General features: G+C 38.9%; 18 protein-coding genes. 13 read left to right on the forward strand and 5 right to left on the reverse strand.

The window, feature by feature from the left end; translation table 11 throughout:
* The first annotated feature begins 179 nt into the window (after positions 1-179).
* The 5 genes from E5Y90_RS14425 (at position 180) to E5Y90_RS14445 (ending at position 4824) form a co-directional block, all read left to right on the forward strand.
* Positions 180-2081: a hypothetical protein gene (locus tag E5Y90_RS14425; RefSeq protein ID WP_163146553.1), complete on the forward strand. Its 1902-nt coding sequence runs from the start codon at positions 180-182 to the stop codon at positions 2079-2081.
* A 63-nt stretch (positions 2082-2144) separates the two neighbouring features.
* On the forward strand, positions 2145-2645 hold the full coding sequence (locus tag E5Y90_RS14430) for a hypothetical protein (RefSeq protein WP_163146554.1): 501 nt from the start codon (positions 2145-2147) through the stop codon (positions 2643-2645).
* 462 nt (positions 2646-3107) lie between these two features.
* Positions 3108-3566, forward strand: a complete 459-nt coding sequence (locus E5Y90_RS14435) for a hypothetical protein (protein ID WP_163146555.1) — start codon at positions 3108-3110, stop codon at positions 3564-3566.
* A 239-nt stretch (positions 3567-3805) separates the two neighbouring features.
* The gene (locus E5Y90_RS14440; RefSeq protein WP_174660618.1) at positions 3806-4195 is read left to right on the forward strand and encodes a hypothetical protein; all 390 of its coding nucleotides are present in this window, start codon (positions 3806-3808) and stop codon (positions 4193-4195) included.
* 254 nt (positions 4196-4449) lie between these two features.
* Positions 4450-4824 (forward strand): hypothetical protein, encoded by a 375-nt coding sequence (locus E5Y90_RS14445; RefSeq protein ID WP_163146557.1) that lies wholly within the window; start codon positions 4450-4452, stop codon positions 4822-4824.
* Between the two features lie 257 nt (positions 4825-5081).
* Here the strand turns inward: E5Y90_RS14445 and E5Y90_RS14450 are convergent, their stop codons facing one another.
* Positions 5082-5282, reverse strand: coding sequence for a hypothetical protein (locus tag E5Y90_RS14450; RefSeq protein ID WP_163146558.1), 201 nt, complete (start codon positions 5280-5282; stop codon positions 5082-5084).
* A gap of 299 nt (positions 5283-5581) precedes the next feature.
* On the opposite strand from E5Y90_RS14450, the gene E5Y90_RS14455 reads away from it, so the two are divergent.
* Entirely contained in the window at positions 5582-5974 is a 393-nt protein-coding gene (locus tag E5Y90_RS14455; RefSeq protein ID WP_163146559.1) for a hypothetical protein, read from the forward strand.
* Between the two features lies 1 nt (position 5975).
* On the opposite strand, the gene E5Y90_RS14460 is transcribed toward E5Y90_RS14455, so the two are convergent.
* From E5Y90_RS14460 to E5Y90_RS14470, 3 genes are all read right to left on the reverse strand, one after another.
* Positions 5976-6458, reverse strand: coding sequence for a hypothetical protein (locus E5Y90_RS14460; protein WP_163146560.1), 483 nt, complete (start codon positions 6456-6458; stop codon positions 5976-5978).
* A gap of 12 nt (positions 6459-6470) precedes the next feature.
* Positions 6471-7724: a hypothetical protein gene (locus E5Y90_RS14465; RefSeq protein WP_163146561.1), complete on the reverse strand. Its 1254-nt coding sequence runs from the start codon at positions 7722-7724 to the stop codon at positions 6471-6473.
* Positions 7725-7807: 83 nt separating this feature from the next.
* Positions 7808-8056 (reverse strand): hypothetical protein, encoded by a 249-nt coding sequence (locus E5Y90_RS14470; protein WP_174660619.1) that lies wholly within the window; start codon positions 8054-8056, stop codon positions 7808-7810.
* A 466-nt stretch (positions 8057-8522) separates the two neighbouring features.
* On the opposite strand from E5Y90_RS14470, the gene E5Y90_RS14475 reads away from it, so the two are divergent.
* The 7 genes from E5Y90_RS14475 to E5Y90_RS14505 all read left to right on the forward strand — a co-directional run bounded on the left by E5Y90_RS14475 (position 8523) and on the right by E5Y90_RS14505 (position 12914).
* Positions 8523-9047 (forward strand): hypothetical protein, encoded by a 525-nt coding sequence (locus E5Y90_RS14475; protein WP_163146563.1) that lies wholly within the window; start codon positions 8523-8525, stop codon positions 9045-9047.
* A 104-nt stretch (positions 9048-9151) separates the two neighbouring features.
* Entirely contained in the window at positions 9152-9550 is a 399-nt protein-coding gene (locus tag E5Y90_RS14480; protein WP_163146564.1) for a hypothetical protein, read from the forward strand.
* A gap of 255 nt (positions 9551-9805) precedes the next feature.
* Complete coding sequence (locus tag E5Y90_RS14485; protein ID WP_163146565.1) at positions 9806-10108, forward strand: hypothetical protein; 303 nt, start codon at positions 9806-9808, stop codon at positions 10106-10108.
* A gap of 494 nt (positions 10109-10602) precedes the next feature.
* Positions 10603-11337, forward strand: a complete 735-nt coding sequence (locus tag E5Y90_RS14490) for a hypothetical protein (RefSeq protein ID WP_163146566.1) — start codon at positions 10603-10605, stop codon at positions 11335-11337.
* A gap of 20 nt (positions 11338-11357) precedes the next feature.
* Complete coding sequence (locus E5Y90_RS14495; protein ID WP_174660620.1) at positions 11358-11597, forward strand: hypothetical protein; 240 nt, start codon at positions 11358-11360, stop codon at positions 11595-11597.
* 170 nt (positions 11598-11767) lie between these two features.
* A complete protein-coding gene (locus E5Y90_RS14500; RefSeq protein ID WP_163146568.1) occupies positions 11768-12187 on the forward strand; it encodes a hypothetical protein in 420 nt (139 codons plus the stop codon).
* A gap of 58 nt (positions 12188-12245) precedes the next feature.
* Positions 12246-12914 (forward strand): hypothetical protein, encoded by a 669-nt coding sequence (locus E5Y90_RS14505; protein ID WP_163146569.1) that lies wholly within the window; start codon positions 12246-12248, stop codon positions 12912-12914.
* 40 nt (positions 12915-12954) lie between these two features.
* Here the strand turns inward: E5Y90_RS14505 and E5Y90_RS14510 are convergent, their stop codons facing one another.
* A complete protein-coding gene (locus E5Y90_RS14510; protein ID WP_217485953.1) occupies positions 12955-14979 on the reverse strand; it encodes a DUF5710 domain-containing protein in 2025 nt (674 codons plus the stop codon).
* Between the last annotated feature and the right edge of the window lie 234 nt (positions 14980-15213).

Here is a 15213-nt window from a genome sequence, read left to right on the forward strand (position 1 = left end):
TTAAAATGCCTATACAAAGAGGTAAGCATTAGATTTTTTTAGTAAAAAAATGTCGAGGCTTCTCTAAGAGAGATCATGTTGACTTATGCCATGTTTTACCGCTATAATCTCCACTATATCGAGCAGTTAAGCTCACCAGGAAGCCCCCTGATTATGGGTTAATACAGGATTCAGAAATTATGAATATGTCCGAATATGCCATCCAGTCGGTAGCCAAGTTTCAAGCCTTGCTTGAAGAGCATGACGCTTACATTTACACGTATGAAATGAGCTTTAAGTATCGTCTGGAAAATGTGTTAAAAACGCTTCAATTCGACGATTCAGGCATTACAGCTATGGTGATGGTCAAAGACCTGTATGGTCAGTTTGGCAGTGCAGCGCATATTCGTATTAATGCCATTGATAATAAATTCGATAAAGTCCTTAAATTTCGCCAAGATTTACTAGAAGTCAAAGAGCTGATTCAGCAATCCCAGATCGTTGAACAGATGCAGCATATATCTGGTTTGATTGAGAATTACTTTAAGAAGGCTGATCAGGGTATTTCCCCGGATATGCGTAATCTCCTGGATGACCACGGCAAGGTAGTTGATGTATATACAAAGACCCTGAAAAGCTCTAAGGACTTCGATGTTCTGGTATTCAATAAAGGGAAAAATGCTGTCGAAGGCAGTAAACTCGAATTATTCTCGCCGGTGTATGTATGGCGTGACTTCAACTCACTTCAAGCCCATCAGCATAAGTTTGAAGATGGTGTTTATTTCTGCTTCGTAGATCGCGTATTTGGGTTCGTCTATAAGAACGGTGAAAACCTCGTGGTTGTATCGGACACGATGGAATATAACTATCTGCGCCGTCATATCAGTGATCGTTTTATCCCTTCCAATAAGAATAATACGGATGCCGGATATTACTTACCCTATCAGTTATTAAAGACCGAATATGGCAAGATGGACGTTCAGCTTTATAACTTTGAAACAGCCGAAGCATTTGCCAACCAGACCACTCCAAGCGTCTTGTGCGATATATCTGAGCTACCGGTAGAATCACTGGTCTATGTGGTGCTCATGTTTGAGCTATTGGTGAAGAAATATGGCTTCGCTACTGATCTTCTGGATGCAGAGCCAATCACCACGCATGGTACAAACCATATCTTTGATAAAGCCATCGAATACAAATCAAGTCAAAAGCTGATTACGGTGGATGAATTACGTCATAGTGTGTTTCATGCACTATTCCCCGAACAGAGCTACAGTGCTTACAATACACGCTTAGAAGAACGATTCTCCCACTTGGTAGATCAACGCTTGCTGAATCTGGTTAAACATAATGGTCAGGTGTTCTGCCCTGATGAATCAGGTCGATACGTGCCGTTTACCGAAAAGATTAAATATAAGTACGGTGAGTTTAATAATACGGATGAATTAAAGCTTCTTGCGTTTGATTTGACGATGGTTGGTACGCCGGACCAGTTGGAAGAACTGCGTTACCGGGTGGCACGAAAGAACTATGCAGCTATGCTAGACATGCACACCAAATCGTACATGAGTGAGAAGCTGCCTGAAATCCGCAAATACCTGAAAAAGAAGTTCTATGACAACCTAGAAAACCTAGAAACGATCATGGGCTACCAGTCTATTCAGGTTCAAAATCATCTAGGTAGAGAAACACCGTGGTCCTTGATGGTGTCAGAACAATATGACCCTAAGATTAAGAGCTACCCACAATCACAATGGCTCCGCACTCATATCAGCGAGCGTGACCCTGGCTCGTCTGTATTACGTTGCTACGAAACAGGTTCAAAACGATTCCAGACCATCATGTTCAGAGTAGGTTCAGCAGAACAGTTAGCTTTCTTGTTGAATGTGCCAGTAAACAAGCTGCCTGACCCATTAAAAGAATACCGTTATGATAGTTTCGACCGTCATTGCAAATTAGACCCTGTAGATCAGATCGAAAGTATCTGGGAGCAACGACTACTTGAATTTGAAGTTGTGGTCAGCAAATCGCATTACAACAGCATCCGTAAGAAAACTAACCCGCAGTATCTTGAAACGATTAAGGCAACTGCACAACTTTAAAATCAACCTTTGCCCTTCTGTAGAAACATAGAGGGGTTTTAATTTAACTATAGGAAAATAGATATGGGTATTGCTCACGAATTACCGCAACTGACCGATAAAATTGACTTAATGGCTACTAAAGCTGCGCGTATTCCTGATGTTCTGTATATCCCGCTTCAAGCCTACCACCAGACTGAAACCTTCATTGAAGATTTCCTTGAGGGTTTAACCAAAAAAGAAGTACAGGCATTAAATGATCAATGGAATGGCTTTGCAGACCTCTACAAGAGCTGCAAGAAACGCAATATCAAGCAGTTTGCCGAAGAGTTTGCCATTGATCTATGTCTGCATAATCCTTTTGCGTACCTGGTAAAAATTGAAACAGCTCAATCCATAAATTCGGTTGAATTTGTGAATGGTGAAGTTAAAGGATTCAGTTATTCTTGGAGTTCATCGTCTTGGGTTTGGCGTTTTGCGAAAGATATGGACCATGCTGTAGATCAGGCGGTTGAAATTGCCAAAGCCAATATCGTAAAGCATGGAAAACGTCTTGAAGAAAAAGCCAAAGATTCCCAGGCATAATTTTTCCCAAATTGGAATCAGTTATGGTTTATGCTGAACAACAATACTTAGACTTGTTACGTGATCTGTTAGACGCGCCGTTTAAGGATGGTAGAACAAATACCGGGAAAAGCTCCGCATATTGCAGGGCTTTTTGATTTCCAGTCGGAGTGAATTAAAAGTTCAGACTAATACCTACCTGACCAGAGTTATTGTTACGGCTGTCAGCAGTTGCACCCATTTTGAAGGTTACAGACTGGATAGATTTGAAAGAAATCTCAACCACGGTAGAAGCACCTACAGCGAAGAGCCAACCACCTCATTTTAGGTTTTTATTATTTCCTTATGCCATGTTTTAGGTGGTTAATTTCTAATTTGAAACTGTACATTCCACCCTTAAAATGATAGAATAAAAACTTAGATAACAAACTGTTATAGCGGAAATGCCACCGTATTTTTGGCATAGAAAAAAGGGTATCTAAAATGAATCAAGCTATCAATCTAAACTGCACTCCATTAAGCGAAACAGTGGGTCAAATCGCATTTATTATGGTAAATGGTAATCAAGCAAATGTTCTGCCTTGCGAATTTCTACGCAATGATTTCGTTACCCCACAAATTCGCCGTGTTCACCAGGGCTTGCAGTATTACCTCACAGTACGCTTTGATCTGGAAAAAGCCTGGGGAAATGGCATCTACCAATGGGCTGAGAAATACGATAGCTACGTGTATGAAACTGGGGATGAAAATGCTGCCAACGCCGATCTTAAATTAACGGACTGGATTCAGCTTTCAGATCAGAAACTAATTGATGCTCTGAACAATAAAGCCTTCACCTATGAGCTGTTCATGGAACGAGCAAAAGAGGTCCAAGCAGAATCAGCAGAAAAGCTAAAAGTATTTGCTAATCAGAATGGATTTATCCCACTCCTAGAAGGCTAATCCTTCCAGAACCGAAAAGCCCTGCAAATGCGGGGCTTCTTTTTTTAAAGAACCTAGAAAAACAGTAGGCGTTACATTTTTAATATAAAAAATAATTTATTATTCCTATAAATATCATATATATAAAATCAAAAAATATTGACTTATGCCATGTTTTGAATATAAAATGAACAGTATAGGAATGAAATTCCTAACAGGTAAAGCCCCTGTTTTAAGGCTTGGAGGATGTGGTTATGGATATGTTATTCAACATTAAAAAAGCACTTGGCGTAATAGTATCAGTTGAGCCAAGTAATACGACTGTTTTAGAAGCTAATGTGGTGGCTCATATCCTAGAGCAGCTACAGGAAAATGGTTTTAAACTTGAATTAACCAACAATGGCGAATATACCCATGCCTATATTGAAAATGAGTGGGGAAATGCCCTACTTCATCTTAGATCAGGTCACAAGGCAACAATCGTTGTCCTAGATTGTAATGGGGTTTCATTACGCTTGTATTTTGAATATAACGCTACAGATTCAATTCTGGTAGACACTACAAGCAACAGCTTATATCTACTTGAAATAGCTCGTAGCTTCGTTAAAACGGCTTATAAGAAGTATCAGAATACCAGTTTGGCTGCATAAGAGTGGCAGATCACTTTAGGGCATTTTTGGATACCTCTTTTTATTCATAATCCATTCATAATTAGTAAATTCTTCGCTTCAAAAATGCTGTTTCCTCCTGTGATTTATAAGTAATGCGTGGATTAAGTCACATTTGCTTGTGTTTTTTATGTAAAACATACGACCAAAAGCCATAGTTATCATTATCTTATGCCATTTTTTTAGCATATAATAACCTATACAATTAATAATCACTCGTTAGTCGGAATTTAAAAATGAAGAAGTTAATGAAAAGTGTTGCGGTGATTCTGGGATTAGGTTTAGTCGGTCTTACAACAACAAATGCTCAAACTCCAAAATCAAAAGCTCCTGGTGAGATTTGCTATGCCTTTAATTCTCAAGGCTTGCTTGGGGAATGGAAAGAAGAATTATTGGTTTCTAAAAAGAAACTGACAGATAAACAAGCTGCTGCATATATGCAGAAAAATCACGGTATGTCTGAAATCTACGATATAGAAGAATTGGACGAACTCGACTGTGATGCTGCTGTTACAAGCTACAGCTACGAACCAGGCTATTTGCACTACTACAAAGAGCCTAAAAAGGCACAGGCTCAACCAGTTAAGAAAACCACCACAACTAACAAGTGATGGTAAATAAAAACAGATCGGCTAGATGCCGGTCTTTTTTCTCCGGTGAAATATAAGTAAGCGTTAGTTTTTCACTAGGAAAAAATCAGGCATATTCAAAAATTAAAAATAAGTTGACTTATGCCATGTGGATGTAGTGGTTGGTGATTACTTCAATCACTTCTTTGTCTTTGCTTTCGCTGCTTACGGCTTCTTCTTTAGCTTCCGTAAGCTATAAGCCGTATCCCCCTAGTGGGTTACGGCTCTATCTGTAGAGCCTAACCATCCCTTAATGCCTGATATTTCTGATATGCCCTTTTCAGGTTCTCATTTGGCTTGGACGGCGTATTGATCTGGTCAATAAGCCATTTAGCTGTACCAAAGTCTTTCACATGCCAGACGCTTTCTACAGCGTTATATGGCTGATCAAACAGGCTGTTGAAGTGCTGTCGCAGTATTTCATCACAACGGCGGTTCATGGTCATAATCAAAAAACTATTTAATGGCACACCAGACAGATCGGCTGCCTAGTTAAGTTTCTCGTATATTTCTTTCGATACCCGAATTGGCACTCTTTTGATTTCTTTACGGCTCATAGCCCTATCCTCACTACTTTCCGTACAGTAAATCATAATCTCAATTATTATTTTATATCTTTGTTTTATAAAGGTTTAATGGTGTCAAAATGACACCACCTGAATTTATTTCTTCAATTTACAAGTCGTTGAGGTATATATTGTAAGTGTTACAGGCTGCCACCTGATTTTTGGTACTGAATATGCGCTATACAGACATGGATAAAATATCCAAAAAATCCAGATTACGTGTAAGTTTTGCGATTGAACCTGTAGATCACTCTCGCCCCGAAGAAATCAAATCTGTTGAAGTAAATTTCTTGGGTCACATCATTATGTCGTTAAGAGAAGCTTTCCGTAAGGCTCGCAGTGAGTTTTCAACGGATGACCCACGTACAATCGTTCTATTAACCGATCATGCGTTCTGTGTCATTAGAGAACAGGTGACGTTAAAGCAGCTCTTAGATTGCTGCATTACGATTGATATTGACGGCGTATCGCATTATTTAACGATTACTGAATACAACTGGACCAATTTCATTCTGAAAGAGGATGAATTGCTTAGGCCACAATTTATGAAAAGCATGGCTGTTTAAATTAATAAACAGCTCCTACCGCCCACTGGTTAAACTTTTTGATGTTTGGGTTTTTACTTAGAACTACCCATCGCTTAATAACTGGATTCCAGATACCACCAAGCTCCTGTACCAGAGAGCTATCCCTTTCCGGCACATTCAATGCTATTGGATGACCATTGTGCTTCGCATCAAGCTCTTTATACAGCTTGCTATGGTACATAATGGCTGTTTCATCAATTCTGGTCATTGAATCCTTATCCTGGCTCTCCATAACCATGACTGCACGTTTAAGCTTCATCTTGATCATTCGATTATCGGCTGATTTCAACTTGGATACGCTGAACAGGTCAATGGTGTTGTAAAGCTCATTCTCAAAATAAGCCACCCCCTCGAATGGGAGTTTATTCACATAGCCATAGACGTAAGCAACAATGTTTTGCTTACGGTCCACAAAGACATTTAGTTTTTCAAATTCAATTATGGTTGGTGCTTTAGTTACCATCACACTTCCCCTTTATGCAGCAAGGTCTACTGATTTGGCTTTACTTAAACCATTAAAGCCAAACTCATAAATCACTTCGGTATTGTCAAAATGGAACACCCATTGCACACGGCTTGAAAGCTGCATGTTTCTTTGGAATGCGATTCGCTGTTGCTCAAGGTGTTTTTGGGTTTCTTTTGAAAATGCGATTTTGTACTTGTAGCAGCCGGAAATCGTATTAAAGTATTTTTCGATTAGTTCCAGGAATATTGCGACCTGGTGCTGCGGTAAATTAAGCAGACGTACAAAATGGCGGTTTTTATTTGAAGAAAGATTGCCAAAGAACTCAGCACAATTGATTTGGTAATTAATATCGTTTTTTTTGCGCTTACTCCATTTGGTTTTATCCAGATGAAAATGAACTCTATATGGCTTTAACAGATTAAGCATATTCAGCTTTGTGCCATTGGCGGTTGTAAATAACGGCGCATCCATAACTGCAAGCAGTTGATATGAAGTTAATTGCAGTGGAGTGAGTTCATTAAAGAGAATGGTGCGGTTAATACGGCTTAGAATTGGATGATTCGTTCCACGTTGCCATGAGTTAATACGTTTCAGCAATGCGCTACAAAGTTTGCTATGTATGTGCTGCCATCGAGGACTTGTCTTCTTGTCGATCAGATTATCTTTGTTTACAGGAAGCGGGAACTTTGGAACAACGATACCGCTAAAGCCATATATCGTGATATCCAGAATATCCGAGCGATTAACGCCGTTGCAGATCACAAGGTTACTCAGGTGTAAATCCAATTCTTTGATGTAATGCTGACGTTTATCTGCCACTGGTTGCGAACACTGATCGAATACGCTGTTTACCAGGTAATAGGCATTTTTATCCTGGAAAGTCCAGTTAATGTCTTTTAAATCAGCATTTAATTGAATATCATTAATAAAAATTGGGGTACTAATATCAAACAGTCTTAGTTTGAGGTTATGAATAACCTCCTGTTTGACATTAATAAAAGAAATTGTTTTACGAGGGATAATTGAGATTATATTTTTGGAGTGATTAATTTGGTAGTACGGTAAATAACATACAGATAAATATTTTGCGGGATGAAAGTCGTCAGGTAAATCATTCGCCAAACAATCAATTACCAGATCACTAACTATATTTTTTCCATTGTGCACAGAATAATTGAGATTCAGGTTTATTCTGGAAAAACCCAAAGTATTAATATGTCGAAGTGTATTGGCGACATATCCAATCAATATATGAATACTCATATACCTACACCCTTATTATGTTCTATTTAAGCCTGTGGCTCTTTGCTTGGCTAACTGCTCAAGCGATTTTTAAAAGGAGCTGATTACTCAGCTACCTTTTGTCGAATTAGTTTAACACGTTCAATCTCTTCTTGGGTATGAGCAACGCCAGTGTCATTCATATCAATATATAGATCGAGTACGTCTTTATAATTCTGGTAATCATAAATTGCAACATGGATGTTATGATTATCTAGGGCAAAACTTGTATCTGCCAAATCATCAATATCAATACCACCGAAAATCGTGATTTCTTTATTTTTAAATGCTTCGATTGCAGTAAGGCGTTGCAAAGCCAACCACAAATATTCAAAGTAATGGTTTTAGCCTGGCGGGGCAAAACACCACGCATTAGGGCTTCAATATATTTCTGTTGATCTAGCTTGGTCCAAACATGACCACGTTGAAACTCAGGGTTTAGCTCATAACCATTATAGCGTTCACCCCATTTTTTAATGCGTTCCATCAGCATATCGGCTTCAATATCTACCGGGTGACGAGGTTCTTCACGTTTTTTAATAACAGTCTTGAGCAATTCAACACGCTCTTTTTTAGTTTATGCTGTTTTAATCTTTTCGATCAAGTTCATCATTTTATTATCCTGCTTACTTAAATATGTATTATTTGTCGATGTGGAGATTATGTCATTTTATATTGACTTATGCCATGTTTTATTGATATTATTTTTTCACACCAGAGCAAAATAGCTCGACAGGATAACCACCTGATTAAAGGTTAATACTCAAAGGGAAAATAAACATGGCTAATATCTGCACCAACCAACTTATTCTTTCAAACGAAGCATTCAAAAAGATTGCTCACTTGTTCACTCAGCCTGAATTTGATTACGAAAAACCATACTTGGATTTTGCTCGTATTGCTCCTATTCCAGAGGGCGGTTCTGCTGAATTTTATTGGGGTGTTCGTTGCCGTCCTTATGATACCGAAGTTCGCCAGGACGAGCGAGAAGATGGCTTTACCACCGTTGTATTCAATACTCACTGGAAAGCCCCACATGCAGCGATTGAAGCACTGGTGCGCCAATACAAGATTGAAGCTGAATTATTTTCATTTGAGCCAGGCAATCAATATACCTGTATCGCTAAATACGAATTTGAAGATGGATTTAACCCAGAAACAGATAGCGTAGATGATTTTCTAATGATCGACATTGACCAAGATGATATCAACGATACATGCTTACAGATATTCGGCATGACCTATGCTGAATATACTGGTGAAGATGAAGGTTACGAGGATAATGACGATCTAACCACCCTGTAAATTCTATTTAACTTATGCCATTTTCAATTCAATATTGGGAATGGCTTTTTTATTAACCAAAACGGATACCACCGTATTTCATGGTATGGATTGAGGATGATTAGATGATAGATTCACACTCATTGGCTTTAGGGTTAGCCCTGATAGTGATCGTTCTTGCGGGTTGGTATGTCCTATCTTCAAAGGATATTACTGAATTTGCCGAAGAACGACGCAATAAGAAACAGCGAGAACAAGAACAACAAAAGCCAGCAGCTCGACCGCCCAAATCAAATGCAACCAGATCACACGTTCCACCTACCGCTTCTTCCAACACTACAGTAAGCAATAGTAATAATAATGCTTTCACAGATGCGGTGATTCTTTCTCAATTAATGGACGATCACCACGACCATAAAAGTTCTCCGGTGTGTAATCACCCTCCTGTGAAATCAAGTAGCTCAAGTTCCAATTCTGGTTATTGGGGGTCAAATAGCGATTCAGGGTCATCATCCTGCGATTAAATACCTGATTAATTTAAAAGCATCCATTTGGGTGCTTTTTTTGTCTTGTAACATTGTGTAAATTTTATATCTGATTAAAAAAACAACAAACAATCATTTGTTTGTTTCACATAAACAGACTTATCTTTTTGTTTTAAAATGGTTTATTAGTAAAACATGGGGGTGGTTGGCAATTGACCTATGCAAACTTTGTTTATACATTGTGTAACAGCAGATTGTTTATCGCACATTAGATAATTAATACAGGGTCAGTAAATGAAAAAAATACTTTTTGGCATTTGTCTAAGTTTATTAGCAGTGGCTTCCCACGCTACCACGCCGTCCGTAAAGCAAATCAAACAACCGGTTCAATCAGTTAATTCAAATACCTACCTGAAACAGCAAATTCAGAAAAAACGTCTGGACGAAAAAGTATGGCTCAAACAAGCTGATAACTTTATCGGTTTAAAGCGCACAACCAAGACAGTTCAACCCCCTGCTACTAAACACCTTAAAGTTATAGATCACGGCGATATGCTAACGGCTCAAAACCTTCAAAATTCGTTGGGTAGTATCTAATGAAATGCTTGCTGCTGAATTTCTATCTACTGCTTTGCATAGGTGTTCACGCAACTACTTTCACGGTACATTCCATCAGTATTGACAAGATAGGTGCTGATGCTGTTCTAATGAGTGGTATGTGCTTGTTGTGGTTGATCGGCTGTATGGTTTCAATGGTTGTGGTGACTAGAACCTATATGATGACCTATACAAATCAAGCTTCATCACAGGTCAAGGTCAAGCAATTCAAGTCTAATAATCGTCTGTATTCATCCCTATTAGCGTTAAACACTATATTTACCGGTATCGCTTTGGCCTCCTTCTTATTCCACTAACACCCTGATTTCCAAGTTCAGGTGCAATATAAATGCTTTACTATAAGAAATACACTCAAAATCCCGAACCCCACATTGACTTATGCCATGTTTTAAGGTTATAATTCCTACCATATAGAGCAGATCGCTCGCCAGGTAAAGTCACCTAATTAAAGACTTAGAACAGGATTTATAACAATGAATGCAATCGCAGAAATTCAAGCTACTAAACCATTCTCATTAGGACAGTACGCTGTTGAAAACCACCTAAACCGTGAAGCTTTAGAAAACTTTTTATTAGGCTTCTTGCAAGCTAAATACCGCAAGCCTTTCACTGAGCGGTCCGGCGCAGCTTTTTACCAGGCTATGTCTAAGGTTTCCACCAGTACCCATAAAGACCTCCTGAAATTAACAGGCAACTTATTCTCAAGCAGTCGTTCTGCACACCTTAACCTGTTTGTCAGAGCCAATGAAGTTGTGAATAACACTCGCCCTGTTACTCAGGCTTATGACCAGATCAATGCCGTAATCAATTTTGATTTCTTGTTTGTAGCCCATTTGATTCAGCATCTTCAAAATCTGGATGACAATGGATGGCTAGACAAAGAGTTTGATCTTGAACGTCAGGCAAACCTTGTTTCCAATATTAAGCAAGAGCTTGTACTGGCTATGGGGCATGCTTACGAGATTTATCAGCAGCATATTGAGGGTCAAGTGGACCTATCTGAGTTCAAGCTGCAATTGGAGCACTTATATAAAGAGCAAAACCCATTTGATTTGTTCTATTCCTCAATCAAGACCAAACTGTATCACCCTAACGCAAAGCAGTATTTATTGAAGTTCTATGACCGCAAAGAAACTGAGATCGCCTATCACGGTTTTAGCGGGGCTATAGCACAAAGAGCGATAGAAGAACTGTTCTTTACTCCCTGATCATTGACTTGGGAATAAGGGTGCTAGATCAGCACCCTTTTTTGGCATATTGTTTCAGTGCCATTGGCATGATCGAAGTATTGCGTCAGGTGAATGCGAAGGATAAAGCTCGCTATTTCGCTCTTGTGGAGGATGAACGCCACCCAATTAGCAAATGCCTATACGATCACTTAGGCACAATGGCAGAGCGTACAGACACCATTCACACCACACAACAATGGGGGCAAGCAGCTCCCTATTTTTTTACCTTTAGCCCATGAAAAACGGTAGGCGTTAAGATTTTTTTAATAAAAAAACATGCAAATTAATTTTTTAAACCACCGCCTTACATTGACTTATGCCATGTTTTAGGTAATAATAATTGTATTCGGAATACTTCATTCCAAGCAGAAAAGCTACTGCATTAATGGCTTAGATACAGGATTATAAAATGCCTACTTTAACCACCGTTGTTCTTGTTTCAACTAATGCTAAAAAAACTAAAGGTGTTCTGGTTGATTCAATTAACGATTTCAAATCTGAGGTTTCTCGCGGTGTTCTTTTCAGCACCACAAACATATCTGCTGCATGGGTGAATATGGTTATGGAAAACCAACCTAAAGCTGTCGAGCTGTTCAATCAATATATCAGCCGTCACCCATACCTTAAAGATTACTACGAAGTTAGCGCAGATCAGCAAAGTATCAAAGTTACAGAACGTGGTGAAAATGCACTGACCTTTAACAGTCATCTGGGCTACTTCCGCAGCATGGGTATTTTGAGCTTCCAGAATATCTTTACAAGCAAACCAGACAGCAAGCCGATTGACTATAGCCATAGTGCCGCTTGGATGATCACCTCTCTAATTTAATCACCGGGGGTTCGCCCCCTTCTCCTTTTCAAATTTTAATAATTCAGGATAAATAAACATGATGTTCAAAGAATCGGTTACTCCTAAACGCCCTGCAAGCAACGCAATTGAATCTTTCCCTAAAATGCGTATTGGAGCTGTTTTATCTGCGGTATTAGGTTACACACCAGATCAGTTCGCAGAGCTTAAAATTAAACCATACAATCGGTCTAGTGATTACGACAATCACATGGCTAAAGTGATTGCTCAATCGGATGTTAAAAACTGTCCTAAATGGGCTGAAATGCACGAGTTCGCACATGACCTCAACGATATAAACCTAAATAGCACTTTGCTTGATGAAGTGCATTTTAATCTGGTTAATACCTATGAATTGATGGATGCGTATATTCGCCAGTTCAAGATTTTTGAACTAACTTCAAGTGATGAATTGGTGTTTTATGCGTTTGAAGATCAGGAACAAGAACCAGACTTTAACTTCTACCAATTGTTCTTACTCAATGAGATCAACCGTATGGTAGAAGAACAGCGCGATATCTTTTCTGGCATCAATGGTAGCTCATTTATGGCAGTCGTCTTGAGCAATGTTCGACACGGTTTCAAAAGACGAAAGCTGACCCAACAATGCTTCGATTTGATTGTCAGCCTTCAATGTGGTCTAGCCACAGTCGCCCAAGAATATCAACAGGAATGGGATGGTGAAGAATGGACAGTTGATAACGCCTAAGCCTTGAATAAAAAAGCCCTCAAATGAATGAGGGCTTTTTTTACCGGGTAAATACTTTCAAAGCCTTAAATTTTGGATGTGATTTATATACCCAGAACTTCTTTTCTTCTTCATCCCATGAAATTTTATATTTCTCTACGATCTCGTGGCTCCCTTTAGGCATATTTAGGTACACCTTCGGATTATTCACCGGCAACCAATGATCAAATACGTGCGGGTTTGGGTGATCAGAAGGGATATATAACCGTTTTTCCTTCTCACTGTAATATGCACCCAATTCCAGAAGCCTTTTTTCTTCCCTATAGTAATAGTTCAATAGGTGATCTGGGTGAATATCTGCACTATTAAAATCATTCTTTGTGACCGCTTCTCTTTGTGCAAAGACTGATGCAGTTGGAGCCGGGTTTGATACAACTTTTGGTTCATCTAGCGGTTCAAATACAGCTTCCGTTTTCACTTGGACCGATACAGCTTTCTTAACTGGTTTTGGTGTAGCTTTTTTTGGCTCTTTAGGTGGTGGCATCTGTTTAACTGGTTTTGGCTGTGCAAATTTTTCCAGTTCATCCTTGCTTAGATGATGGCTCATATAGACAAAGAATTTTTCTCTATCCCGGTCAAACATAATTCCTAAACGGTTGACGGTTTTAGGGCTGTAGAACCCTTCAAGGAAAACTCGCTGATTATTCTCCGGGAGCCAGTACGAAATTGCTTCCAGATCGCTATTTGCTGTCGTATAAAATAACCATGTTCCATGCCGGTTCTTAAATGCTCCTAATTCACTTACTGCTACTTCTTCGTGATATGACACATTCAAACGGAGTGTATTTTCATTCTCTACGATAAATTCTTTAATGGAGTTGAGTTTAGGGTGTGACCCATAGCAGTAGCATTTTCGGGTTTTTGGGTCCCAGATAAGGTCATACTGCTTCTGGATTTCATAGGTTAGAGTAAGTGGTATATCCAAATCTATACGTGGATTATTTTTAGGTAGCCAGTGTTTATACTTTGACAAGGAGGTAGTGCGTGTATTCACTCGCCAACCATGTTCTTTGCTGTAGAACGCCCCTATTTTCTTTGCATCTTCCTTTTCCGGGATGCTGACGTTGAGCTGTACATACTGTGGCGTAATCGGTATATCCAGATTGCGAGTGAAAGCACTTATATCATCTGGTCCTTCACCCGATTCGTCTTGCTTGTTATCAATCCACTTTGAAAAAAGGGCAAAGTTAGGGTGAGTATCTTCTATGGTCCATTTCTTGATTGCTGTATCCCATTTTGCACCTAAACCTTTGGCTTCATCTTTTTCAATAAAGGGAACATTCAAGATCACTTTATGCGGTAAATTACTGAATATTTTTTCCATGTACAGATCAGTAAAGCATTTAGTGTAGTTCTCGCCTTTCTCATACACACTGTCTGTAAAGTCCGAATAATCGGCATGTTGTACACATTCAATATGTCTGGCGATATAAGCCTTAACAGTTTCCTGTTGTGCTTTACCCAGATCGCCACCATGAAAGAGATAATGCTCTTTTTTATCAATATCCATGCCATAGATGAACATGAAGTTTTGTCGGTCTAGCCTAAACCGCCCATAGCAAATGATTTCAGGCTTACTGATATCTTCTTTGTAATAGATATTGACCTTGAGTTCGGTAAAGCACGGCGTATATTCAACCCCGCCTCTAATGCTGCGGTACAAGCTTTCTAATTCTTGGTATTTTTTTGTGCCGTAGTCCATCCAGTCGATTAACGTGCGGTCTACTACCTTATCGGCCTTCAATTTAGATAGAACTTGTTTATAAACCCCATTAGCAATATGTCTTGCTTCTTGAGCGTTAAAAATTCTCTCAGGATAACATTTCAATTCTAGTGCTTTATTATCCTGTTTAGAGATCAGGCATTCAAAAAAATACCCATTAAACAGCCCGGCAGCTTCGACAATTAAATGGCTGTCATATAAACACTCACTAGGCTTCATCAGCGACATTCTGGATAGACGCACAGATAGTATATCGGGTTCCGACATATTAATTCTATTGGCTTTCAGATTTGATAAAGGCATATCAATTTAACTTTCAGTTTCCGCAATCCCACTAATAAACCACTATATAACACAATTAAAATCAAATGACTAATGCCATGTTTTATGTTTTTTTGATAATGATGTACACAAGAAAAATTTAGTGATGTGATTAAATTTAATTTAGCCAATAATGAGTATTATAATTCTCAACATATACCGCAAAAGTGTAATAAACACTGCCCGGTAAAAATGTCTGGTTTCCTGTGGATTTTT

Source organism: Acinetobacter sp. 10FS3-1 (assembly GCF_013343215.1).
Taxonomy (GTDB): domain Bacteria; phylum Pseudomonadota; class Gammaproteobacteria; order Pseudomonadales; family Moraxellaceae; genus Acinetobacter; species Acinetobacter lwoffii_C.

Coding starts and splice junctions, on each gene's coding strand:
- E5Y90_RS14475 (WP_163146563.1), top strand. CDS start 8,523: ATGGCTAATATCTGCACCAACCAACTTATTCTTTCAAACGAAGCATTC.
- E5Y90_RS14425 (WP_163146553.1), top strand. CDS start 180: ATGAATATGTCCGAATATGCCATCCAGTCGGTAGCCAAGTTTCAAGCC.
- E5Y90_RS14485 (WP_163146565.1), top strand. CDS start 9,806: ATGAAAAAAATACTTTTTGGCATTTGTCTAAGTTTATTAGCAGTGGCT.
- E5Y90_RS14455 (WP_163146559.1), top strand. CDS start 5,582: ATGCGCTATACAGACATGGATAAAATATCCAAAAAATCCAGATTACGT.
- E5Y90_RS14465 (WP_163146561.1), bottom strand. CDS start 7,724: ATGAGTATTCATATATTGATTGGATATGTCGCCAATACACTTCGACAT.
- E5Y90_RS14490 (WP_163146566.1), top strand. CDS start 10,603: ATGAATGCAATCGCAGAAATTCAAGCTACTAAACCATTCTCATTAGGA.
- E5Y90_RS14435 (WP_163146555.1), top strand. CDS start 3,108: ATGAATCAAGCTATCAATCTAAACTGCACTCCATTAAGCGAAACAGTG.
- E5Y90_RS14450 (WP_163146558.1), bottom strand. CDS start 5,282: ATGAACCGCCGTTGTGATGAAATACTGCGACAGCACTTCAACAGCCTG.
- E5Y90_RS14460 (WP_163146560.1), bottom strand. CDS start 6,458: ATGGTAACTAAAGCACCAACCATAATTGAATTTGAAAAACTAAATGTC.
- E5Y90_RS14500 (WP_163146568.1), top strand. CDS start 11,768: ATGCCTACTTTAACCACCGTTGTTCTTGTTTCAACTAATGCTAAAAAA.
- E5Y90_RS14445 (WP_163146557.1), top strand. CDS start 4,450: ATGAAGAAGTTAATGAAAAGTGTTGCGGTGATTCTGGGATTAGGTTTA.
- E5Y90_RS14505 (WP_163146569.1), top strand. CDS start 12,246: ATGATGTTCAAAGAATCGGTTACTCCTAAACGCCCTGCAAGCAACGCA.
- E5Y90_RS14480 (WP_163146564.1), top strand. CDS start 9,152: ATGATAGATTCACACTCATTGGCTTTAGGGTTAGCCCTGATAGTGATC.
- E5Y90_RS14440 (WP_174660618.1), top strand. CDS start 3,806: ATGTTATTCAACATTAAAAAAGCACTTGGCGTAATAGTATCAGTTGAG.
- E5Y90_RS14430 (WP_163146554.1), top strand. CDS start 2,145: ATGGGTATTGCTCACGAATTACCGCAACTGACCGATAAAATTGACTTA.
- E5Y90_RS14510 (WP_217485953.1), bottom strand. CDS start 14,979: ATGCCTTTATCAAATCTGAAAGCCAATAGAATTAATATGTCGGAACCC.